Consider the following 22090-nt stretch of genomic DNA (forward strand, 5'->3'; position numbering starts at 1 on the left):
GAACCACGATCACAGCCCTTAACGTAACATGTTACCTTTCACGTCATTTGTTTTTAAAACAAGAAGATAGCTGGATAAGATCCTTCCGGGCCTGCTAGTTTTATGACCATGACGCACGCCGAGTGCGCGGTTCAATAAGAGAGAAAGCCATGAAACGAGCCGTGAACGCCCTACAAAATTTCGGTAAATCACTTTACGGACCGGTACTTATATTACCTATCGTCGGTCTGTTTATTGCCTTTGGCAACGTGCTGGGCAACGGTAATCTGGCCGAGTACCTGCCGTTTCTCGGCCATCCGCTGATCCAGAATGTTGGCCAGCTGATCGCCAAATCTGCCGTGTCGGTGCTGGTTAACCTGGCGCTGGTGTTTGCCGTCGGGATCCCCATTGGCCTGGCCACGCGGGACAAAGGCTACGCGGCGCTGATTGGGCTGGTGACCTTTGTGGTATTTATCAACGCCATGAACGTGACGCTACAGCTTCAGGGTGAACTGGCCCCAGTTGACCAGATGAAAGCCGCGGGTCAAAGCATGGTGCTTGGCGTTCAGGTACTGGAGATGGGCGTGTTCGCCGGGATCCTGACCGGGGCGCTCTCCGGTTATCTGTACAACAAATACTCCGGCGTGCAGTTTAACGGCGCGATGGCGATCTATTCCGGCCACTGCTTTGTTGCCATTGTGATGCTGCCCGTCTCAATGCTGCTCGGCGTGGTGATGAGCGAGCTGTGGCCATACGCTCAGCACGGCATTAGCGCGCTGGCGCTGGCGATCAAAGGCTCCGGTCCGTTCGGCGTGGCGATCTACGGCTTCCTTGAGCGCATCCTGGTGCCGACGGGCCTGCATCATCTGGTCTACACCCCGTTCCTCTATACCGAACTGGGCGGTACGCAGGAGGTGTGCGGCACGGTTTACCAGGGCGCGCGCAACATTTACTTCGCCGAGATGGCCTGCCCGGACGTGAAGCAATTGAGCAGCACCGTAGTGTGGGATGCGCGCGGCATCAGCAAAATGTTCGGCCTGCCTGCCGCCGCGCTGGCGATGTACATGACCGCAAAGCCGGAGCGTAAAGCCATTGCGAAAGCCATTCTGATCCCGGCGGCGCTAACCTCGCTGCTGGTGGGCGTCACCGAGCCGATTGAGTTCTCCTTCCTGTTTGTCGCCCCGCTGCTGTTCGTGGTGCATGCGGTGCTGACCGGCATCGGCATGATGCTGTTCTCCCTGTTCGGCGTTCACGTCATCGGTGCCAACGGGGTTATCGACTTCATTCTCTACAACCTGCCGCTGGGCACGGAGAAGTCCAACTGGCCGATGTACATCGTGGTCGGACTGATTATGTTCGCCCTTTACTTCGTGGTGTTCCGCTTCCTGATCCTGCGCTTCAGCATGAAAACGCCGGGCCGTGAAGATGAGGAGCAGGAGACGCGCCTTTACAGCAAGCAGGAGTACCAGGCAAAGGGGAATAACGACGGGCTGGGCGAATCCATCGTGGTGGGTCTGGGCGGCCGGGAAAATATTGAAGTCGTTGATAACTGCTACACCCGCTTACGCGTCACGGTGAAGGACGTCGCCATCATCGACGAACCGCGCCTGAAAGCGACCGGCGCGAAAGGGGTTATCAAACAAGGCAACAACGTTCAGGTGGTCTACGGGCTGCATGTCAAAAAAATGCGAGAAGCCGTTGAGACGTTTCTCTGAAAGGAGCTAAAGATGTTTACACCCCCATTCATTCTGTCCATTGCCGGCGGCGGCAGCACCTATACGCCGGGTATTGTGAAAAGCCTGATGGTGCGCCTGCAGGATTTCCCGCTGGCGGAGATTCGCCTTTATGACATCGACGAGGCGCGTCAGGACACTATTGCGCCGGTGGTGGAAAAGGTTATTCGCGACCACAGCCAGAGCATCAAATTCACCGTCACCAGCGACCCGGAAGTGGCCTTCAGCGGCGCGCATTTTGTGTTTGCCCAGATGCGCGTTGGTCAGTACAGGATGCGCGAGCAGGATGAGAAGATCCCGCTGCGTCACGGCGTGGTTGGCCAGGAAACCTGCGGCCCCGGCGGGCTGGCGTACGGGCTGCGTACGATCCTGCCGATGGTGGAGCTTATCGATCTGGTGGATCGCTACGCGCATGAGAAAGCGTGGATCGTTAACTACTCCAACCCGGCGGCTATCGTCGCTGAAGGCGTACGTCGTCTGCGCCCGAATGCGCGCGTGCTGAACATCTGCGATATGCCGGTTGCCGCGATGCGTAATATGGGCGCCATTCTGGGCGTGGATCGCCGCAAGCTGGAGGTGGACTACTTTGGTCTGAATCACTTCGGCTGGTTTACCCGCGTGCTGGTGGACGGCGTAGACAGGCTGCCGGAGCTGCGTAAGCATATCGCGAAGTTTGGCCTTCTGACGGAAGATGCCGCCAAAACGGATCCGCAGCATTCTGATCCGTCGTGGGTGAAAACCTGGCGCAACATCAAGCCGATTATGGATAACTTCCCGGAGTACCTGCCGAACCCGTATTTGCAGTACTACCTGATGCCGAACCAGATTGTGGAGCATCAGGACCCGGAGTACACCCGCGCTAACGAAGTGATGAACGGGCGTGAGAAAAAACTTTTCGCCGCCGCGGAAGAGTACAAGCGCACCGGGATTTTACCGGATGCCTTCCACGTAGGCGTCCACGGTGAGTTTATCGTCGATGTCGCCTGCTCGCTGGCCTTTAACCTGCGGAGCCGCCATCTGGTGATGGTGGAAAACCGCGGCGCGATAACCAATCTGCCGTACGACGCGGTAGTGGAAGTGCCCGCCTATATCACCTCCGAAGGACCGGAGCCCGTCCGCGTGGGCCAGGTGCCGCTGTTCCATCAGACCCTCCTGCAACAGCAGCTCGCGTCTGAACAGCTGCTGGTGGAGGCAACCATCGAAGGCAGTTATGAGAAAGCGCTGCAGGCGTTCACCCTGAACCGTACCGTGCCGACCATGGCGCACGCGAAAGCGATTCTGGATGACATGATTGAAGCCAACCGCGACTACTGGCCTGCGCTGCAAAAAGCCTGGCAGGACGGCGAAACGGTGAAAAAATAGGGGCTTGCTCGCGAGTTGAACGCGGTTTGCTTGTCGGTGTCAGAAAAAACACCGACAATCCTTTTTTACGGAAAAGAATGGAGGCAACCCATGTCCACCTCATATTTTGTCGCCGCCGACTGGCTGATTGAGCACGGCGACGATCCGGAAGTCCAGATTATTGACGCGCGCATGGCTCCTCCGGGCCAGGAGCATCGTGACGTTCCCGGTGAATACCGTGCCGGACATCTGCCCGGCGCGGTATTTTTTGATATCGAAGCCCTTTCCGATCACACCTCTCCCCTGCCGCACATGTTGCCGCGCCCGGAAGCGTTTTCCGTCGCGATGCGCGAGCTTGGCGTCAGCAAAGATAAACACCTTGTTGTTTACGATGAAGGTAACCTCTTCTCGGCACCGCGCGCGTGGTGGATGCTGAAAACTTTCGGCGTGGAAAACGTTTCGATTCTGGCAGGCGGCCTTGCGGGCTGGAAGCGCGATGCGCTGCCGCTCCAGCAGGGTGACGTGACGCTGCCGGAAGGCGATTTCGACGCGACGTTTGACGCGCACGTGGTGAAGCGACTGACTGACGTTCTGGTTGTTAGCCACGAAAGAACAGCGCAAATCGTCGACGCCCGCCCTGCGCCACGTTTTAACGCCGAAGCGGATGAACCGCGTCCGGGGCTGAAGCGTGGCCATATTCCTGGCGCGCTGAACGTGCCGTGGGGCGATCTGGTGTTCGAGGGGGAGCTGAAAACCACCGACGAGCTAAAGGCAATTTTTGACCGTGCGGGTGTTGATTTGCATCGTCCGATCATCGCCAGCTGCGGTTCCGGCGTGACGGCCTGCGTGGCGATCCTTGCGCTGGCGACCCTGGGCGTGAATGACGTCACGCTGTACGACGGCGCCTGGAGCGAATGGGGTGCGCGAGACGATCTGCCGGTTGAACCGGCGAAATAATGGATAACCGCCTGGCCACGCTGTTAACGCGCGGGGCGTCCCTGACCCGCGCGGAGTATCGCGTTCTCGCCCACCTCACGGAGCATCCGCTGCTGGTGGGCAACATCACGGTGCGCGAGCTGGCGCAGGCGACGTTTGTCTCCACCGCGACCATTATGCGGCTGTGCCAGAAGCTGGGATTCAGCGGCTTCAGCGAGTTCATCTGGCACTGCAAGCAGCTGCTTACAGACACGCCGCATATCGCCGTACAGCCCGAGCAGCATGCAGAATTACCGGCGCTTTTTAATCAGTTTATTGCCAACTATCAGCAAACCTTTCAGTGGGTTACGCAGAAGAAACGCCAGCAGTTTTCCAGCCTGCTGCGCCAGAAAGAGAGCTTTTTTCTCTACGGCGCCGGGTTTTCCTATCTTTTTGCCGAGTACCTGACCAAGAAACTGCAGGTGCTGGGTAAAACGGGGTTTATCTCCGGGCCGGGGGACAGCCGGAATATTTTCCTCAGCAACGCCGCACGCTATCAGGTATTTATTGCCGTCTCCCGCAGCGGTGAAACGGAGCAGGTGCTGGATAAAGCGCGGATCGCCAAAAACGTGGGTATGACGGTCGTCGCCTTTACCCGTGCCTCCGCCAATACGCTGGCGGGCATGGCGGATCTGCATTTCGCGCTGTATGACGAGGCGGTACACTTCGCTGCCGAAGCCGCAGGCGTGACGTCGTTTGAGTCGAATCTGGTCCTGCTGATGGATTTACTGCTGCTGGAAGCAACGGGGTGAAACTCACCCCGCTGTAATCAGATAATGCGGTTGGTTTTGAGATCGCGCAGGAAGCCGCCCCAGCGACGCTCGTAGAACGGGGTAATGTGCTCGGTAATAAAGTGGCTGATGCCCTTCTCCCCTTTCTTGACCTGACAGATATCAATGGGCTCATCGCCAGGCAGCGTGTCGGTAGCAACGCTTCCCGCCGCCTGAATGATGTCGTCGATATCCCCGTCCGCTTCAATACCAATCAGCAGCACCGGCTGTTCGTCAGCCTGCTCTTTGATGGAGCAGAGAAACGCGCGCTTTACCGGCTTGATGGTTTTAAACAGCGTGGTCAGGGAATCAATCATCTGCGCGGGCGGTTCGGCCACTTCAGAGAGCAGCAGCGTTTCGCCCCCTTCCAGCACCTCCTGGGTGCTGAGCGGGTTACCCTCTTCGCCAATCAGATGGCTGATTTCGCGCGGGGTGAACTCTTTTCCTGTCGGCAGCTTCGCGTTAAGGAACAGCGTCTGCCCCAGCGTCATTTCGAACAGCGTGCGCACCGGCATCACCACGAACGCCTGTTCCTCTTCGACCGCTTCCTGTAACGCTTCCAGCGAGGTAAAGAACGGGATCACCGAAGTGCCGTCGTCCTTCTCCCAGTGGAGCAGATCCAGCGCGCTGTCTTCGACAACCTGCTCGCCTTCCGCCGCCGTGCCCGGCACCCAGACGGTGGATTCCAGCAGCGTGCGGAAAAATGCCGGACGGTGGGCGGGCTCGGTAGCCGCCTGCTCCAGCAGAGTTTCTAATTCATTTTTGGTTTCGGACATAACAGTTCCAGATAATGCATTTCCCCTCACCCTAACCCTCTCCCCACAGGGGAGAGGGAATTTGAACCCCCTCTCCCCTGTGGGGAGAGGGCCGGGGTGAGGGGCCAATAATTACTCAGCCGTCAGCAGGTTCGCCACGGTACGCACGCCCAGACCGGTCGCGCCCGCGGACCACTGCTCAACCGCCGCCTTACGGTACGTTGCGGAGCAGTCGATGTGCAGCCAGCCTTCCTGATAGTTCTCGACGAAGTGGGACAGGAAGCCTGCTGCGGTGCTTGCCCCCGCCGGGTACGCCGCGCTTGCGGTGTTGTTCAGCTCGGCAAAGTTAGACGGCAGCTGGCTGCGGTGGAACTCGGCCAGCGGCAGGCGCCAGAACGGCTCGTTTTCCGCCGTGGCGCTTGCCAGCAGGCGCGCGGCCAGCCTGTCGTCGAAGCTGAACAGCGCATGGTAGTCGTTACCCAGGGCAGTCTTCGCCGCACCGGTCAGGGTTGCCATGTCGATAATGAGCTCCGGCTTCTGGGCTGACGCGTCGATCAGGCCATCGGCCAGAACCAGGCGGCCTTCGGCGTCGGTGTTCATCACTTCGACGTTTTTACCGTTGCGGTAGCGAATGATGTCGCCCAGCTTGAAGGCGTTACCGCTTACCATGTTGTCCGCGCAGCACAGGTACAGCTTCACGCGCTTTTTAAGACCGCGGGTGATGGCGAACGCCAGCGCGCCGGTAATCGTTGCCGCGCCGCCCATGTCGGACTTCATGGAGTCCATGAACGCGCTCTGCTTCAGGCTGTAGCCGCCGGTGTCGAAGGTGATGCCTTTACCGACCAGGCAGGCAAACACTGGGGCCTGCTTGTCGCCGGTTGGGTTGTAGTCCAGCGCCAGCAATACAGGAGGACGTTCAGAACCGCGGCCCACGGTGTGGATGCCCATATAGTTCTGCTCGCGCAGATCTTCACCTTTGGTGATGCGGTAGGACATGCTGTCCCCCGCCACGCCGGACAGCAGGTCAACGGCGCGCTGCGCCAGCTGCTCCGGGCCTAACTCTTCCGCCGGGGCGTTGATGGTATCGCGTACCCAGTCGATGATTTGCAGGCGGCTTTCCAGCTCTTTCTGCCCGGCTTCGTCGAGGCTGGCCCACTCAACTTTGCGGGTTCCTTTCGGGCCTTTGTAACCGGCCCAGAACGCCCAGCTGCGGTCGGTGTCCCAGCCTTCACCTTCCAGAGACACATGCTTAATGCCCAGGCCGTCAATTTTACGCGCGGCGCGCTGGATCAGCCCTAAATCATCTTTGCCGGTAAGGTGCAGGGTAATACCGTCGTTATTGATGCTCCAGGTGGCTTTCTCGCCCCAGCGCGCGTCGGCAGGCTGCGTGGTGAGCGTAATCTTCATCGCTTCGGTCATTTTATTTATCCTTATTAGCAAACGGGCCGCCAGAAGGCAGCCCGTTAAGTGATTTACTCTGCTTCATCTAACCAGACTAACAGAATCGCCTCCAGAATTTTTTCATTGGATGCGTTTGGATCGTCGTCAAAATCTTCCAGATCGCAGATCCACTGATGCATATCGGTGAATCGCACGGTCTTCGGATCGAGATCCGGGTTCGCGTCGTACAGCGCTTCGCCGATCTCGCGGCTGTCGGTCCACTTCAGTCCCATATCAATGCTCGCGTGCGTGGTTGATAGTATAGCGTGGGAACTCCACGACCAGATCTTCATCGGTCACCGCGGCCTGGCAGCTTAAGCGGCTGTCCGGCTCCAGACCCCATGCTTTATCCAGCATGTCGTCTTCATCTTCGGTGCTCTCGGCGAGAGAGTCGAAACCTTCACGCACGATGCAGTGGCACGTTGTGCAGGCACAGGATTTTTCACAGGCGTGTTCCACTTCGATACCGTTACGCAGGGCAACGTCGAGAATGGTTTCACCGGTCTTCGCTTCCAGAACAGCGCCATCCGGACAGAGGTCCGCATGAGGCAAAATAACAATCTTTGGCATATTAAACCTCGTCCACGGACTGGCCTTTCAGCGCGACGCGGACAGATTTGTCCATGCGGCGAGCAGCGAAGTCCTGGGTTTGTTTATCAACGTTTTTAATGGCTTCTTCTATTGCGTCAGCATCATTGCCTTCTGCTACTGCGCTTAAGCGCGCGGCAGCCTCGTCAATCACCTGGCGCTCGGCGGCGCTTAACAGCGCGGCATCGGCAGCGAGCGCGCCGTTCAGGCTTTCCAGCACGCGTGCGGCTTCAACTTTTTGTTCGGCCAGCATACGCGCCTTCACATCCTGCTCGGCGTAGCTCATTGAGTCCTGAATCATGGAGGCGATTTCGCCATCGGTCAGGCCGTAGGACGGCTTCACCTGAATGGACGATTCGACGCCGGTGGATTTTTCCATCGCCGTCACGCTAAGCAGACCGTCCGCATCAACCTGGAAGGTGACGCGAATATGCGCCCCGCCCGCGGGCAGCGCCGGAATGCCGCGCAGCGCAAAGCGCGCCAGGGAGCGGCAGTCCTGCACCAGTTCGCGTTCGCCCTGCATCACGTGAATGGACATCGCGGTCTGGCCGTCTTTGAAGGTGGTAAACTCCTGCGCGCGCGCCACCGGAATGGTCGTGTTGCGCGGGATAACCTTCTCCACCAGGCCGCCCATGGTTTCTAAACCAAGCGACAGCGGGATAACGTCCAGCAGCAGCATTTCGCTGTCCGGCTTGTTGCCCACCAGAATATCGGCCTGGATGGCCGCGCCAACGGCAACGACTTTATCCGGGTCGATGGAGGTCAGCGGCGTGCGGCCAAAGAATTCGCCCACGCGTTCGCGCACCAGCGGCACGCGCGTTGAGCCACCCACCATGACCACTTCCAGCACCTCGCTGGCTTCAACGCCCGCATCCTTCAATGCGCGACGGCAGGCCATCAGCGTGCGTTTCACCAGCGGGGCAATAAGTTCATCGAACCGGGCGCGGGTGATGTCACCCTGCCAGCCCGCGACGTTAATGCTGACGGACTGCGCATCGCTCAGCGCGATTTTTGCCTCAACGGCAGCGTCCAGCAGCTCACGCTGTACGCGGGCATCGCTGCGATCGCTGATGCCCGCCTGCTCGCGGATGTAATCGGCCAGCAGATGGTCGAAGTCATCGCCGCCAAGCGCGGAGTCCCCGCCGGTCGCTAGAACTTCGAACACGCCGCGGCTCAGGCGCAGAATGGAGATATCAAAGGTGCCGCCGCCGAGGTCGTAAACTGCAATCACCCCTTCCTGACCGGAGTCGAGGCCGTAGGCAATCGCCGCCGCCGTCGGTTCGTTCAGCAGGCGCAGCACGTGCAGGCCCGCCAGACGCGCGGCGTCTTTGGTGCCCTGACGCTGTGCGTCGTCAAAATAGGCCGGAACGGTGATCACAACCCCGTCCAGATCGCCGCCGAGCGTCGCCGTAGCGCGCGCCGCCAGCGCCTTGAGAATGTCCGCGGAAACGCGAATCGGATTCAGCAGACCGGCAGCCGTGGCAATCATCGGCAGGCCGTTTTCACTGGCCTGCAGCTGATACGGCAGATGCGGGTAACGGGTCTGGATATCGGCCAGCGAGCGGCCCATCATGCGCTTAACAGAGCTGATGGTGTTCGCCGGATCGCGGGAGGCGTTAGCGCGGGCATCAAACCCAACCGCGTGACCCTGCTGCTGGTAGTGGACCACGGAAGGCAGCAGATGGCGGCCCTGCTCGTCAGCCAGCGTTTCCGCCTGGCCGCTGCGCACGGTCGCCACGAGGGAATTGGTGGTGCCGAGATCAATACCTACCGCCAGACGACGCTGGTGCGGTGCGGCACTTAAACCGGGCTCACTAATTTGTAATAAGGCCATAATTGCTTCCGAAATTAAAAATCGAGCAGCTTTTCTTCGAGTTGTTCAGCACTGCTTCGCAGTTTATCGAGAAAACGGAGTTTGCGCACAGTGTCTGCCGCCACGTCCCAGGTCTCGTTGTTCAGTTGCTCCACCATCTGCTGATGGCGGGTATCAAACATGCCCTTCACGCGCGCGATGAAGCTTTCCAGACGCGCCTCGTCTTTGGCCTGTTCAATCTCATCCAGCTCTTCGCGAAGCTCCAGCTGTTCCATCAGAAACGCGGTATCGCGCACGGTATGCTGTTCGCTCGCCAGATCAAAACCGTGGAGTGAGAGCAGATATTCGGCACGCGCCAGCGGATGGCGCAGCGTCTGCCAGGCCTGGTTGATGGTCGCGGAGTGCGACACCGCGGCCAGCTGCTCTGCCTGCGTCCCGCTGGCGAATTTATCCGGATGGTACTGACGCTGCAGATCCTGAAAACGGACCGTCAGCGCCTGCAGATCGATCGGGTATTGAGCGGGTAGTCCGAAGAGAGTGAAGTAATCCATAACAATCTCAGGGGTAGCCTGTTAGAACAAACCCCACGCGCAGCAAAGCCACGGTGGGGTTTCGGATGACGCGCGGTTAAACGTGGAAGCTTTCGCCGCAACCACACTCGTCTTTAACGTTCGGGTTCGTGAATTTGAACCCTTCGTTCAGGCCTTCCTTTACGAAGTCCAGCTGAGTGCCGTTGAGGAATTGCAGGCTTTTGCCATCGACCACCACCTTCACGCCCTTGTCTTCAAACACGGTGTCATCAGACGCCGGCTCGTCAACAAACTCCAGTACGTAAGCCATACCAGAACAGCCGGAGGTACGTACGCCCAGTCGCAGGCCAAAGCCTTTACCACGGTTCGCCAGAAAAGAGCTTACTCGCGCGGCAGCGCTGTCGCTAAGGGTAATCGACATACTCAAACCTCAATTATTTTGCTTCACGTTTGCTTTTGTAATCCGCAATGGCGGCTTTGATCGCGTCTTCTGCCAGGATAGAACAGTGAATTTTCACCGGCGGCAGTTCGAGTTCTTCAGCAATATCCGTGTTCTTAATTGCCTGTGCTTCGTCCAGAGACTTGCCCTTCACCCACTCGGTGACCAGGGAGCTGGAGGCGATAGCGGAACCGCAGCCGTAGGTCTTGAAGCGCGCGTCTTCAATGATACCTTCATTGTTGACTTTAATCTGCAACTTCATCACGTCGCCACACGCCGGTGCGCCAACCATACCGCTACCGACAGATTCGTCGCTGTTGTCAAAAGAGCCAACGTTGCGCGGGTTCTCGTAATGATCGATAACTTTTTCGCTGTATGCCATGATTGAATTCTCCTTATGTACCGATTAGTGATGTGACCATTCAATGCTGTTCAGATCCACGCCCTGCTTGAACATTTCCCACAGCGGAGAAAGGTCGCGCAGACGGCCGATGGAGTTACGAACCAGCTTGATGGTGTAGTCAATCTCTTCTTCGGTAGTGAAACGACCTAAAGAGAAACGGATGGAGCTGTGTGCCAGCTCGTCAGTCATACCCAGCGCGCGCAGCACGTAGGATGGCTCCAGGCTTGCGGACGTACAGGCAGAACCGGAAGAAACGGCCAGGTCCTTCAGCGCCATGATCAGCGATTCGCCTTCAACATAGTTGAAGCTGACGTTGAGAATGTTTGGTGCGCCCTGCTCGAGATCGCCGTTCAGATAGACTTCTTCCATATCCTTCACGCCGTCCCACAGACGGTTACGCAGCGTGCGCAGGCGTGCCATCTCGGTTTCCATCTCTTCTTTCGCAATGCGATACGCTTCGCCCATGCCCACGATCTGGTGAACAGGCAGCGTACCGGAACGCATGCCGCGCTCGTGACCGCCGCCGTGCATCTGTGCTTCGATGCGGATACGCGGCTTACGACGAACGTACAGCGCGCCGATGCCTTTCGGGCCATAGATTTTGTGGCCGGAGAAGGACATCAGATCCACCTTCAGCTGGCTCAGGTCGATTGGCAGTTTGCCCACGCTCTGAGTCGCGTCCACGTGGTAGATGATACCGCGCGCGCGGCACATTTCGCCGATGGTCGCAATGTCCTGTACCACGCCGATTTCGTTGTTAACGTGCATGATGGAAACCAGAATGGTGTCATCACGCATCGCCGCTTCGAGCTCTTTCAGGTCAATAATACCGTTGCTCTGTGGCGCCAGGTAAGTCACTTCGAACCCTTCACGCTCCAGCTGACGGCAGGTGTCAAGCACGGCTTTGTGTTCGGTTTTGCTGGTGATGATGTGCTTGCCTTTTTTCTGATAAAAGTTGGCTGCACCTTTAATCGCCAGGTTGTCGGATTCGGTCGCACCGGAGGTGAAAACAATTTCACGCGGGTCGGCGCCCACCAGGTCAGCAATCTGATTACGGGCGATATCAACCGCCTCTTCAGCATGCCAGCCAAAACGGTGTGAACGGGAAGCTGGGTTACCAAAGTTTCCGTCCAGGGTCAGACACTGCATCATTTTCTCGGCAACACGCGGGTCCACCGGCGTGGTTGCGGAGTAGTCGAGATAAATCGGTAATTTCATTGCTCTATAAACTCCGTACATCGCTTCAATGCAAGGAATCAGGCAACCGGCTGGATGTACGACCGAGTACGCGGGGTGTGACCACCCCGGCCTGATTCAGAATACTTATCTTTTTAGTTACGCGCGCAGCTTAACGTCGATGGCGTCCTGCGAACGGGTGCTGCGTTGTGAATCCTGACTGTGCTGACGACCAGAGACGTCCAGAACTTCCTGGTTATTTACCAGCTCACCCAGGGTGATGTTGTTCAGGAAGCCGGTCAGACGGTCGCTCAGATCGCGCCACAGCGCGTGGGTCAGGCATTTATCGCCGCCCTGACAGCCGCCTTTACCCTGGCAACGGGTCGCGTCAACGGATTCGTCAACTGCGCTAATGACTTCGCCAACCGCAATACTGCCCGCGTCTTTACCCAGCAGATAACCGCCGCCCGGGCCACGAACGCTGGACACCAGTCCATTTTTACGCAGTCTGGAGAACAGCTGTTCCAGGTAAGAGAGGGAGATCCCCTGTCGTTCAGAAATATCAGCCAACGGAACCGGGCCCGCTTCGGAGTTGAGCGCAACGTCCAGCATCGCGGTCACGGCATAACGCCCTTTAGATGTCAGTCTCATGTCTTACTTAACCTCAAACTCGCCCCTGCCCGGGGTTTTTTATTGTAAAATGGGGGTATTGCATAGCAGGGCCAAGTCTGACATTCCTGACTAAATTGGTCAACTATTTACTTGACTGTTTTAGTCAGGTATTTAACCTTCTGTGCCTTCATAACAAAGGTGCGGCCTAATGCCCTCACCCGGCCCTCTCCCACAGGGAGAGGGAGAAAACACGCTGCACTACTCTTTATGCTTCTGCTCAATCGACGCCAGGATCCCTCGCAGGATATTCAGCTCCTGGCTTTCCGGGCGGGCGCGGGTGAACATTCGGCGCAGCTTGTTCATGACCTGGCCCGGATGACCTTCACGGATAAAGCCGGTTGAGAGCAGCGTCTGCTCCAGGTGACCGTAGAAGCGCTCAAGATCGTCCACCAGCGGGTAGGCCGTCTCCTCTTTCGGTTCTACCGGTTTTTCCTGCGTCGCCAGCCACGCCATACGCACTTCGTAGGCGATAACCTGTACCGCCATCGCCAGGTTCAGCGAACTGTATTCCGGGTTCGCGGCAATTGCGACGTGGTAGTGGCACTTCTGTAGTTCGTCATTGGTCAGGCCAACGCGCTCGCGACCAAACACCAGCGCCACCGGCGCCTGTTCGGCTTCTGAGACGCTTTTCAGGCCGCATTCGCGCGGATCCAGCATCGGCCACGGCAGCGTGCGGGAGCGCGCGCTGGTGCCCACCACCAGGCTGCAACCGGCCAGGGCTTCATCCAGAGTGTCAACAATTTGCGCATTGCCGATCACGTCGCTGGCACCGGCCGCCAGAGCAATAGCCTGAGAGTCTGGTTTCACCAGAGGATTAACCAGCCACAGGTTTGTTAAGCCCATGGTTTTCATAGCGCGGGCCACGGAGCCCATGTTGCCGGTGTGCGATGTTTCGACCAGCACGATTCGAATGTTTTGCAGCATAATTTTTAGATGTCTGGATTCAGTGTCTGAAGAATATTCAGGCATATTATCATAAACGAGAGACATAATCCGATCCCGCTGCTATACTCTGCGCCGATTTTCCTGTTCTTTAACATCCAGTGAGAGAGACCGATGCATCCGATGCTGACCATCGCCGTGCGCGCAGCGCGCAAGGCGGGTAATGTAATTGCCAAACACTACGAAACCCCAGACTCCGTAGAAACCAGCCAGAAAGGCAGCAATGATTTCGTGACTAACGTCGATAAAGCCGCAGAAGCGATTATTATCGAAACGATCCGCAAATCTTACCCGCAGCACACCATCATCACCGAAGAAAGCGGTGAACATGAAGGTACCGATCAGGATGTTCAATGGGTTATCGATCCACTGGATGGCACCACCAACTTCGTTAAACGCCTGCCGCACTTCTCCGTATCTATTGCCGTACGCATCAAAGGCCGTACTGAAGTCGCCGTTGTGTACGATCCAATGCGTAACGAACTGTTTACCGCTACCCGCGGTCAGGGCGCTCAGCTGAACGGCTACCGTCTGCGCTGCAGCAACGCGCGCGATCTGGACGGCACCATTCTGGCGACCGGCTTCCCGTTCAAGGCGAAGCAGCACGCGACCACCTATATGAATATTCTGGGCAAACTGTTCACCGAATGCGCGGACTTCCGCCGCACCGGCTCTGCTGCACTGGATCTGGCCTACGTTGCGACCGGTCGCGTTGACGGTTACTTCGAGCTGTCGCTGAAGCCGTGGGACTTTGCGGCGGGCGAGCTAATCGCGCGTGAAGCGGGCGCCATCGTGTGCGACTTTACCGGCGGCCACAACTACATGACCACCGGCAACATCGTTGCAGGTAACCCACGCGTTGTTAAAGCCATGCTGGCCAACATGCGTGACGAACTGAGCGACGCGCTGAAGCGCTAGTCCCTCACCCCAGCCCTCTCCCAAACGGGGAGAGGGTGTTAAACGGCACCGCGCTCATCCACATCGTCACCGCCGCTCCCAGCAGAATCATGCCCCCCGCCAGCGCAAGCGTTGCCCACCCTATCTGTCGCCACAGCACCGGCGTTTTGCTGCCGCTGAGTTTTACCGCCAGCTGACGGAAGCTGTGCACCAGCAAAGCCAAAGACGAAATGGTGACGGACGTTCCTGCCGCCATCGCCAGCGCCGAGAGCATGCCCCAGCCGAATACGCCAATCACCTTGCTGAACAGCAGCACCACGATTGCCCCCGAGCACGGGCGCATCCCCATAGAGAGCACGATAGCCAGGCGCGCGCGCCAGTCGTCACCGCTCTGCAACTGTTCCTGCGGCGGCAGATGCTGATGCCCGCAACCGCAGCTTTCATCGTGAACGTGATGCGGCGTAAAGGCTTTAAATTTCGGCTTTTGCAGCAGCGCGCGCAGCTTTTTCAACGCCCGCCAGCAGAGGAGCAGCCCGAGCACGCCCACCAGCGCGTAACTGCCCTTCTCCAGCCAGAAGCTGCTCATGTGCAGCTGTCGGGCAGGTAGCCGTAGCAGCAAAAGCACAACCGCTACCAGCGCAATCGCCACGCCGCCCTGAAGCAGCGAAGAGGCCAGCGTGAGGCCAATGCTCGATTTCAGCTTTGACGGGTGAGTGGCAAGCCAGGTGGTGATAACGATTTTGCCGTGCCCCGGCCCCAGCGCGTGCAGCACGCCATAGATAAAGCTGAACGCCAGCAGGGAGCCGCCCGCTTTGGTCGGGTTTTCCGCCACCGCCTTCAGCAGCCCGCTCATCTGCTGGTTAACCTCGCGCTGCCAGAGGATGCTTTTCATCATCACCTGCGGCCAGGCCTGCCATAGCCAGAGCGCGCCGCCCGCGGCTAACAGCAAAAAGAGCGCCAGCGGCCAGAGCTGAAGCCAGCGGCGTGATGTTCTGACGGGGGAAGCGATCACTGACATTGCAACGTCACCTCCTGCGCAAACTGTTTACCTAACTCCATATCCTCAGGGGGAGCATCTTCTTTATCGAGGGAAACGGCAAAATTCAGCGTTTCTTCGCTGGGCGTCGGCGTGCGCAGGGTAATTTTGCAGCTCTTTTGCAGTGCCGCCGGTAGCTGAACGTCGCTATCCCCGGCGTAGCTCATGTCGACGTAGTACGTGGGATCGAAGGTGGAGAAGGTGTACTTCTGCCCTGCCAGCGGCTGCGGGTGCGCCAGCGGAAGGATAAACGTCAGCACCGCCTGATGGCCGTCGCGGGTCATGCCGTACTCCGTGGGGCGGTTAAGAAATTTGACCTTTTGCCCGTTGTGCCAGAACTCGGTGAAGTAGTGTTGGCCGAGCACGTTGGCCATCACTTCCGCCGCCAGTTTTTTCCAGATCTCATCGCCGGGCTTTGCGTCTCCGGCATCGTACAGCAGATCGGCGGAGGTCATTTCATCCATCGTCCAGCGCATTTTAAGGCCGCTGAGCTGCGTACCGTCCGTTACCAGCTCCGTTTTCAGGCTGATAAAGCTGTGAGGGTGCGCGGTGGCGGTGAAAGTGAAAACCGCCAAAAATAACGCTACCGCGCTTTGTTTAACTATTTGCATCAATTCCTCACGTCAAAAATTCTGTGATGTTCGCCCGCAATCCTGAGTGAAAGGCCCGCCGGTGCGCTTTTCAGCGCCCATCCTTTAGCTATTCTTATCAAACATTCACACTGGATACCCGACAGATGATGCCGACGCTTGAAATTCCATCTGTGCTTTCCAGTTCGCAGCGCCGCTGCCAGGTGCTTTTGATGCTTTACCTGCCCGACGCTGCCGTCACCGCACAGAGCATAATCGCTGCCAACGGCGTGGATGACGTCGTGGCACGGCAAGATATAGCCGAGACGCGCGATGAAATCCAGCGCTATCACCGGCTCGATATCGTCACGCACCTCGATGGCTGCTACCGAATAGAGGGTACCGCCCTGAACCAGCGCTTGTGCCTGTTGCACTGGCTGCGCAGGGCGCTCCGGCTGTGTCCGCATTTTGTTTCACAACAGTTTACCCCGGCCTTAAAAACCGCGCTTAAACAGCACGGCGTTTCCCGCCCGCTTTATGACGATGCGAATCTTCGGGCGCTTATCAGCTTCTGTTCGCGCAAGCTGCAGCGTCAGTTTGAGCCCCGGGACGTGCAGTTTTTACAGCTCTACCTGCAATACTGTCTGATTCAGCATCATCTGGGCAATACGCCGCAATTCTCCCCCGCTCAGCGCAGCTGGACGCAGTCCAGAGGGGAGTATTTTACGGCGCAGGACATTGTCCGCCACTGGAAGCGGCGCGTTCCCCAGGGCACGCACAGCGAAGAACAGCTGTTCCTGGCGCTGCTGTTTATGATGCTGCGCACGCCGGACCCGGTGCTTGACAAGCACCAGCAGGACCAGCGTTTGCGCCGCGCCATTGTGCGCATGGTGGCCCGTTTTCGCTCGCAAACCGGCATGAAGTTCAGCGATGAGCAAGGGCTGACCGATCAGCTTTACATCCATCTGGCCCAGGCGCTGGATCGTTCCTTATTTGAAATTGGCATCGACAACAGCCTTCCGGAAGAGGTTCACCGCCTTTATCCCCGGCTACTTCGCACCACCAAAGCGGCGCTGGCCGAGCTGGAAGCCGAGTTTGAGCTGCAATTCTCCGATGAAGAGATGGCGCTCGTGGCGGTAATTTTTGGTGCATGGCTGATGCAGGAGACCGATCTGCACGAAAAACAGGTGGTGTTATTAACCGGGGAGGATAAATCCTGTGAGGAGGTGATTGAACAGCAGCTGCGCGAGTTAACGCTGCTGCCGCTCAATATTCGCTATCTCAGCCTGGAGGCCTTCAGGAAAGAAGGCGCGCCCCGCGAGGCGGCGCTGGTCATTACGCCTTACCCAACCGCGCTGCCGCTGTTCTCGCCGCCGCTCATTCATGCCGTTGAGACCCTGAACGCGCAGCAGCAGGAACATATTCGGGTTATGCTTGAATCGTAATCAAGTGCGAGCAGTTACTTTTGGGCGGATGACGATCGCCGGTAAAGCGACCAGCGCCATCACCCAGAACACGCCGTGGCCGAGATGCTGATAGAGGAAACCAGCAAAAACGGTCATTATCGCAATGCTGCCGCCCATCGCCACCGCTGAATAAACAGCCTGCAACCGGATGACGTCCCCGCCCTCTCGCGCGGCAATATAGCGCATCGCCGCCAGGTGGCACACGGTGAAGGTGCCGCAGTGCAGGATCTGCGCCACAATCAGCCACGGTAATTCGGTCGTCCAGCCCATAATGCCCCAGCGCGCCACGCCGCATACGGCGGAAAGCAGCAGCAGATCCCGCGCCCCGAAACGGCTGAACAGTTTTTTGCTGAGCGCAAAGATAATCACTTCGGCCACTACGCCAAGGGACCATAAATAGCCGACGGCGGAAGCGGAATACCCCGCGCCTTGCCAGTAGATGGCGCTGAAGCCGTAATACGCCGCGTGCGCTCCCTGAAGCAGGCAGACGCAGGCCAGAAAACGCCAGCTTTGCGCCACGAGGCTTCGCCAGGCGGGCCAGCCCGCGCTTTCCTGATGACGGCTTTCCCCTTGCGGCATCACCGACGGGCGCAGCAGCATCCCCAGCAGCATGGAGGCGATCCCGATGCTCAGCAATGCCAGGATCGCGCGGTAATCGTAGAGGCTGACCAGCTTGCCCACCAGCGCAGAGCCGATAACAAAGGCAATCGATCCCCACAGGCGCACGCGGCCATAGTCCATGGTGATCTGCTTTTGCCAGGTGTTCGCCAGCGCATCCGTCAGGGGAACCAGCGGGGAGAAGAACAGGTTAAAGCCAACCATCACCACCATCAGCCAGGCAAACTGGTGGCTGACCCAGAAACACGCCGCAAAGACCAGCGTCAGCAGGGCCAGAATACGCACGGCTTTAATCAACAGAGAGGGATCGCTGACGCGAGGCGCAATCAGCAGGCTACCGAGGAAACGTGCCACCAGCCCCGCGCCCAGCAGGATGCCGATAGTTTCTGGCGTAAGGCCGATTCCTTTGAGCCAGACGCTCCAGAAAGGCAGAAAAATACCGTAGCTAAAGAAATAGGTGAAATAGCTGAGCGCCAGCCAGCGCGTGGAATGCAAGACCATGAATCCCTCCCGAAATGGAGGCGATAGTCTCGCGTTTATCCGGCGCTTTAGCAAGCCGTTAGCGCGCTATAAATTAACGAAAAATTAACATCATCGCTAGCCGGACGGCGTATGGCGGGAGCGGTAAATCTGTATTACGTTTAAAGTACATCGCCTGAAGAGGTTGTTTACCATGAACAGCTTACGTTATTTCGATTTCGGCTCCTCCCGTTCTCTCCTGCTTTTGATTGCCCGTATTGCCATCGTTGTTCTGTTTATTATTTTCGGTTATCCAAAGCTGACGGGCTTTAGCGGCACCGTACAGTATATGGCCTCGCTTGGCGCCCCCATGCCCACGCTGGCGGCCATTATTGCCGTTGTGATGGAGGTTCCTGCCGCGTTCCTGATTGTGCTGGGCTTCTTTACCCGCCCACTCGCGGTACTGTTTGTGTTCTACACGCTGGGCACGGCGGTTATTGGTCACCATTACTGGGATATGACCGGGGATGCGGTTGTGCCGAACATGATCAATTTCTACAAGAACGTCAGCATAGCGGGGGCATTTATACTGCTGGCCATCGTGGGTCCGGGAGCACTCTCTCTCGACCGGCGTTAGCCCATAAAAAAAGGCCGCGGATGCGGCCTTTTTTATTTCTGCAAAGCAGAGGTATTACGCGTATACCGGGAAGCGCGCGCAGATATCCAGAACTTTACCTTTAACGCGCTCGATAACCGCATCGTCGTTGATGTTGTCCAGAACGTCGCACATCCAGCCCGCCAGCTCTTTCACTTCCGCTTCTTTAAAGCCGCGGCGCGTTACGGCCGGAGAACCGATACGGATACCGGAGGTCACGAACGGGCTCTTCGGATCGTTTGGCACGCTGTTTTTGTTCACGGTGATGTTGGCGCGGCCGAGGGCGGCGTCAGCTTCTTTACCGGTCAGGTTCTTATCAACCAGATCCAGCAGGAACAGGTGGTTTTCAGTACCGCCGGATACCACCTTGTAGCCACGGTTCAGGAACACTTCCACCATCGCTTTGGCGTTTTTGGCAACCTGCTGCTGGTAAACCTTAAACTCAGGCTCCATCGCTTCCTTCAGCGCTACCGCTTTCGCAGCAATAACGTGCATCAGCGGGCCGCCCTGTGCGCTTGGGAACACAGCGGAGTTCAGTTTCTTGTACAGCTCTTCGTCACCGCCTTTCGCCAGGATCAGGCCGCCGCGCGGGCCTGCCAGGGTTTTGTGGGTGGTGGTGGTCACAACGTGAGCGTGTGGAACCGGGTTAGGGTAAACGCCCGCGGCAATCAGACCGGCAACGTGCGCCATGTCAACAAACAGGTATGCGCCGATGCTGTCTGCGATTTCACGCATTTTAGCCCAGTCAACGATACCGGAGTATGCGGAGAAGCCGCCGATGATCATCTTCGGCTTGTGCTCTTTGGCCTGCTTCGCCATGTCTTCGTAGTCAATTTTACCGGACTCATCGATACCGTAAGGAATGATGTTGTACAGTTTGCCGGAGAAGTTAACCGGGGAGCCGTGAGTCAGGTGGCCGCCCTGTGCCAGGTTCATACCCAGAACGGTATCGCCCGGCTGCAGCAGCGCGGTGTATACAGCGAAGTTAGCCTGGGAGCCAGAGTGCGGCTGGACGTTAGCGTAGTCAGCGCCAAAGAGTGCTTTCGCACGGTCAATGGCCAGCTGCTCAACGATATCAACGTATTCGCAACCGCCGTAGTAGCGCTTGCCCGGATAACCTTCAGCATATTTGTTGGTCAGCTGAGAACCCTGCGCCTGCATCACGCGCGGGCTGGTGTAGTTTTCGGAGGCGATCAGTTCGATGTGCTCTTCCTGACGTACTTTTTCCTGCTCCATAGCCTGCCACAGTTCGGCATCATAATCGGCAATGTTCATTTCACGCTTTAACATCCGCATCTCCTGACTCAGCTAACAAGTAAATTTTGGCCTGAAAAGGCAGTCCTGTTGGACAACGGGCAACAGTATAACTGAATCGTTCTGTGATAACAGGTCTTGACAAACGATTTTACGCAAACGTTTTCCTTCGCGCCACGCAAGGGTTTGAGGAATAAAGCGTGCGCTGCGTTGAACGGATTTCTTTTCAGGTTTGTGATGCATATTTTTCACGATGCAAAGAACCATTTACATTGCAGGGTTATTTTTATAAGATGCATATAAAATACATCATTAAAGTAACATCAGAAGGAAGCTGCTATGCTCGACGCCCAAACCATCGCTACCGTGAAGGCCACTATTCCCCTGCTCGTTGAAACGGGTCCTAAGCTGACCGCTCATTTTTACGATCGCATGTTTACGCATAACCCGGAGCTCAAAGAGATTTTCAACATGAGCAACCAGCGTAACGGCGATCAGCGTGAAGCGCTGTTCAACGCCATTGCCGCCTATGCCAGCAACATCGACAACCTGCCCGCCCTGCTGCCCGCGGTGGAAAAAATCGCGCAGAAGCACACCAGCTTCCAGATCAAACCAGACCAGTACAACATCGTCGGTAGCCACCTGCTCGCCACGCTGGACGAAATGTTCAGCCCGGGCCAGGAGGTGCTGGACGCCTGGGGTAAAGCCTACGGCGTGCTGGCAAACGTCTTCATCAACCGTGAAGCGCAAATCTACAGCGAAAACGCCAGCAAGAACGGCGGCTGGGAAGGCACGCGCGCGTTCCGTATCGTAGAGAAAACGCCGCGCAGCGCGCTTATCACCAGCTTTGAGCTTGAGCCGGTTGACGGTCAGCCGGTTGCCGATTATCAGCCCGGCCAGTATCTGGGCGTGTGGCTGAAGCCGGAAGGTTTCCCGCACCAGGAGATCCGCCAGTACTCCCTGACCCGTAAGCCAAACGGCAAAGGCTATCGCATTGCGGTGAAACGCGAGGACGGTGGCCAGGTCTCAAACTGGCTGCATAACGTCGCCCGCGTGGGTGATATCGTCCATCTGGCCGCGCCGGCAGGCGACTTCTTTATGGCGGTTGAGGCCACTACCCCGGTGACGCTGATCTCCGCAGGCGTTGGTCAAACGCCGATGCTGGCAATGCTGGATACGCTGGCAAAATCAAACCACAGCGCGCAGGTAAACTGGTTCCACGCGGCAGAGAACGGCGATGTTCACGCCTTTGCGGATGAAGTGAAAGCGCTGGCGGCGGGTTTGCCCCACTTTACCGCCCATACCTGGTATCGTCTACCGACGGAAGCTGACCGCGCGGCGGCACGTTTTGACAGCGAAGGCCTGATGAATTTAGGCGAGCATGAAGGGGCGTTCAGCGCGCCGGAAATGCAGTTCTACGTTTGTGGTCCGGTGGCGTTTATGCAGTATGCCGCGAAGCAGCTGGTTGAGCTGGGCGTAAATAAAGACAACATTCATTACGAATGTTTTGGCCCGCATAAGGTGCTGTAACGCAAAAAGCCCCTCTTTCGAGGGGCTTTTTTTGTCGGGCGTGGGCGCGC

Annotated in this window: 23 protein-coding genes; 8 read left to right on the forward strand and 15 right to left on the reverse strand. The window is 57.6% G+C overall.

The window, feature by feature from the left end; all coding sequences use genetic code 11:
• Positions 1–149: 149 nt before the first annotated feature.
• The 4 genes from OWK27_RS06595 (at position 150) to OWK27_RS06610 (ending at position 4780) form a co-directional block, all read left to right on the forward strand.
• The gene (locus OWK27_RS06595; RefSeq protein WP_267590065.1) at positions 150–1694 is read left to right on the forward strand and encodes a PTS transporter subunit EIIC; all 1545 of its coding nucleotides are present in this window, start codon (positions 150–152) and stop codon (positions 1692–1694) included.
• A gap of 12 nt (positions 1695–1706) precedes the next feature.
• Entirely contained in the window at positions 1707–3074 is a 1368-nt protein-coding gene (locus OWK27_RS06600) for a 6-phospho-alpha-glucosidase (protein ID WP_267590066.1), read from the forward strand.
• 90 nt (positions 3075–3164) lie between these two features.
• Entirely contained in the window at positions 3165–4010 is an 846-nt protein-coding gene (gene sseA / locus OWK27_RS06605) for a 3-mercaptopyruvate sulfurtransferase (protein WP_148420655.1), read from the forward strand.
• A complete protein-coding gene (locus OWK27_RS06610; protein ID WP_267590067.1) occupies positions 4010–4780 on the forward strand; it encodes a MurR/RpiR family transcriptional regulator in 771 nt (256 codons plus the stop codon). The genes sseA and OWK27_RS06610 overlap by 1 nt, the downstream gene beginning before the upstream one ends.
• A gap of 17 nt (positions 4781–4797) precedes the next feature.
• On the opposite strand, the gene sseB is transcribed toward OWK27_RS06610, so the two are convergent.
• From sseB to trmJ, 11 genes are all read right to left on the reverse strand, one after another.
• Positions 4798–5574: an enhanced serine sensitivity protein SseB gene (sseB, locus tag OWK27_RS06615; RefSeq protein WP_148420653.1), complete on the reverse strand. Its 777-nt coding sequence runs from the start codon at positions 5572–5574 to the stop codon at positions 4798–4800.
• 111 nt (positions 5575–5685) lie between these two features.
• Positions 5686–6972, reverse strand: coding sequence for an aminopeptidase PepB (pepB, locus tag OWK27_RS06620; RefSeq protein WP_267590068.1), 1287 nt, complete (start codon positions 6970–6972; stop codon positions 5686–5688).
• Between the two features lie 53 nt (positions 6973–7025).
• Positions 7026–7226, reverse strand: coding sequence for a Fe-S cluster assembly protein IscX (gene iscX / locus OWK27_RS06625; protein ID WP_003860650.1), 201 nt, complete (start codon positions 7224–7226; stop codon positions 7026–7028).
• 1 nt (position 7227) lies between these two features.
• Positions 7228–7563 (reverse strand): ISC system 2Fe-2S type ferredoxin, encoded by a 336-nt coding sequence (gene fdx / locus OWK27_RS06630; RefSeq protein ID WP_061709977.1) that lies wholly within the window; start codon positions 7561–7563, stop codon positions 7228–7230.
• Position 7564: 1 nt separating this feature from the next.
• On the reverse strand, positions 7565–9415 hold the full coding sequence (hscA, locus tag OWK27_RS06635; protein ID WP_193355485.1) for a Fe-S protein assembly chaperone HscA: 1851 nt from the start codon (positions 9413–9415) through the stop codon (positions 7565–7567).
• A gap of 14 nt (positions 9416–9429) precedes the next feature.
• A complete protein-coding gene (gene hscB / locus OWK27_RS06640; protein WP_148420650.1) occupies positions 9430–9945 on the reverse strand; it encodes a co-chaperone HscB in 516 nt (171 codons plus the stop codon).
• Between the two features lie 76 nt (positions 9946–10021).
• A complete protein-coding gene (gene iscA / locus OWK27_RS06645; protein WP_003860659.1) occupies positions 10022–10345 on the reverse strand; it encodes an iron-sulfur cluster assembly protein IscA in 324 nt (107 codons plus the stop codon).
• 13 nt (positions 10346–10358) lie between these two features.
• The gene (gene iscU, locus OWK27_RS06650; RefSeq protein WP_003860661.1) at positions 10359–10745 is read right to left on the reverse strand and encodes a Fe-S cluster assembly scaffold IscU; all 387 of its coding nucleotides are present in this window, start codon (positions 10743–10745) and stop codon (positions 10359–10361) included.
• A gap of 24 nt (positions 10746–10769) precedes the next feature.
• Positions 10770–11984, reverse strand: a complete 1215-nt coding sequence (gene iscS, locus OWK27_RS06655; RefSeq protein ID WP_003860663.1) for a cysteine desulfurase — start codon at positions 11982–11984, stop codon at positions 10770–10772.
• 117 nt (positions 11985–12101) lie between these two features.
• Positions 12102–12593, reverse strand: a complete 492-nt coding sequence (gene iscR / locus OWK27_RS06660) for a Fe-S cluster assembly transcriptional regulator IscR (protein ID WP_022649018.1) — start codon at positions 12591–12593, stop codon at positions 12102–12104.
• Between the two features lie 219 nt (positions 12594–12812).
• Entirely contained in the window at positions 12813–13538 is a 726-nt protein-coding gene (gene trmJ / locus OWK27_RS06665) for a tRNA (cytosine(32)/uridine(32)-2'-O)-methyltransferase TrmJ (RefSeq protein ID WP_193355484.1), read from the reverse strand.
• A 132-nt stretch (positions 13539–13670) separates the two neighbouring features.
• Between trmJ and suhB the strand changes: the two genes are divergently transcribed.
• Positions 13671–14474: an inositol-1-monophosphatase gene (gene suhB / locus OWK27_RS06670; RefSeq protein ID WP_028014077.1), complete on the forward strand. Its 804-nt coding sequence runs from the start codon at positions 13671–13673 to the stop codon at positions 14472–14474.
• Positions 14475–14478: 4 nt separating this feature from the next.
• Here the strand turns inward: suhB and OWK27_RS06675 are convergent, their stop codons facing one another.
• On the reverse strand, positions 14479–15471 hold the full coding sequence (locus OWK27_RS06675) for a nickel/cobalt transporter (RefSeq protein WP_267590069.1): 993 nt from the start codon (positions 15469–15471) through the stop codon (positions 14479–14481).
• Positions 15462–16100 carry a DUF1007 family protein gene (locus OWK27_RS06680; RefSeq protein WP_267590070.1) on the reverse strand — a complete coding sequence of 213 codons (639 nt, stop codon included), beginning with the start codon at positions 16098–16100 and terminating at the stop codon, positions 15462–15464. Before OWK27_RS06680 ends, OWK27_RS06675 begins: the two co-directional genes overlap by 10 nt.
• 125 nt (positions 16101–16225) lie before the next feature.
• On the opposite strand from OWK27_RS06680, the gene csiE reads away from it, so the two are divergent.
• Complete coding sequence (gene csiE, locus OWK27_RS06685; protein WP_148420646.1) at positions 16226–17503, forward strand: stationary phase inducible protein CsiE; 1278 nt, start codon at positions 16226–16228, stop codon at positions 17501–17503.
• On the opposite strand, the gene OWK27_RS06690 is transcribed toward csiE, so the two are convergent.
• Entirely contained in the window at positions 17504–18643 is a 1140-nt protein-coding gene (locus OWK27_RS06690) for a 3-phenylpropionate MFS transporter (protein WP_267590071.1), read from the reverse strand.
• A 172-nt stretch (positions 18644–18815) separates the two neighbouring features.
• On the opposite strand from OWK27_RS06690, the gene OWK27_RS06695 reads away from it, so the two are divergent.
• Entirely contained in the window at positions 18816–19238 is a 423-nt protein-coding gene (locus tag OWK27_RS06695; protein WP_242171575.1) for a DoxX family protein, read from the forward strand.
• Positions 19239–19292: 54 nt separating this feature from the next.
• Here OWK27_RS06695 and glyA read toward each other — a convergent pair whose 3' ends face one another.
• Positions 19293–20546: a serine hydroxymethyltransferase gene (gene glyA, locus OWK27_RS06700; protein ID WP_119915341.1), complete on the reverse strand. Its 1254-nt coding sequence runs from the start codon at positions 20544–20546 to the stop codon at positions 19293–19295.
• 303 nt (positions 20547–20849) lie between these two features.
• On the opposite strand from glyA, the gene hmpA reads away from it, so the two are divergent.
• Entirely contained in the window at positions 20850–22040 is a 1191-nt protein-coding gene (hmpA, locus tag OWK27_RS06705; RefSeq protein WP_267590072.1) for an NO-inducible flavohemoprotein, read from the forward strand.
• Positions 22041–22090 lie beyond the last annotated feature (50 nt).

The sequence above is a fragment of the Enterobacter cloacae complex sp. 2022EL-00788 genome (genome assembly GCF_026627565.1).
In the GTDB taxonomy this organism is placed as follows: Bacteria; Pseudomonadota; Gammaproteobacteria; order Enterobacterales; family Enterobacteriaceae; genus Enterobacter; species Enterobacter pasteurii.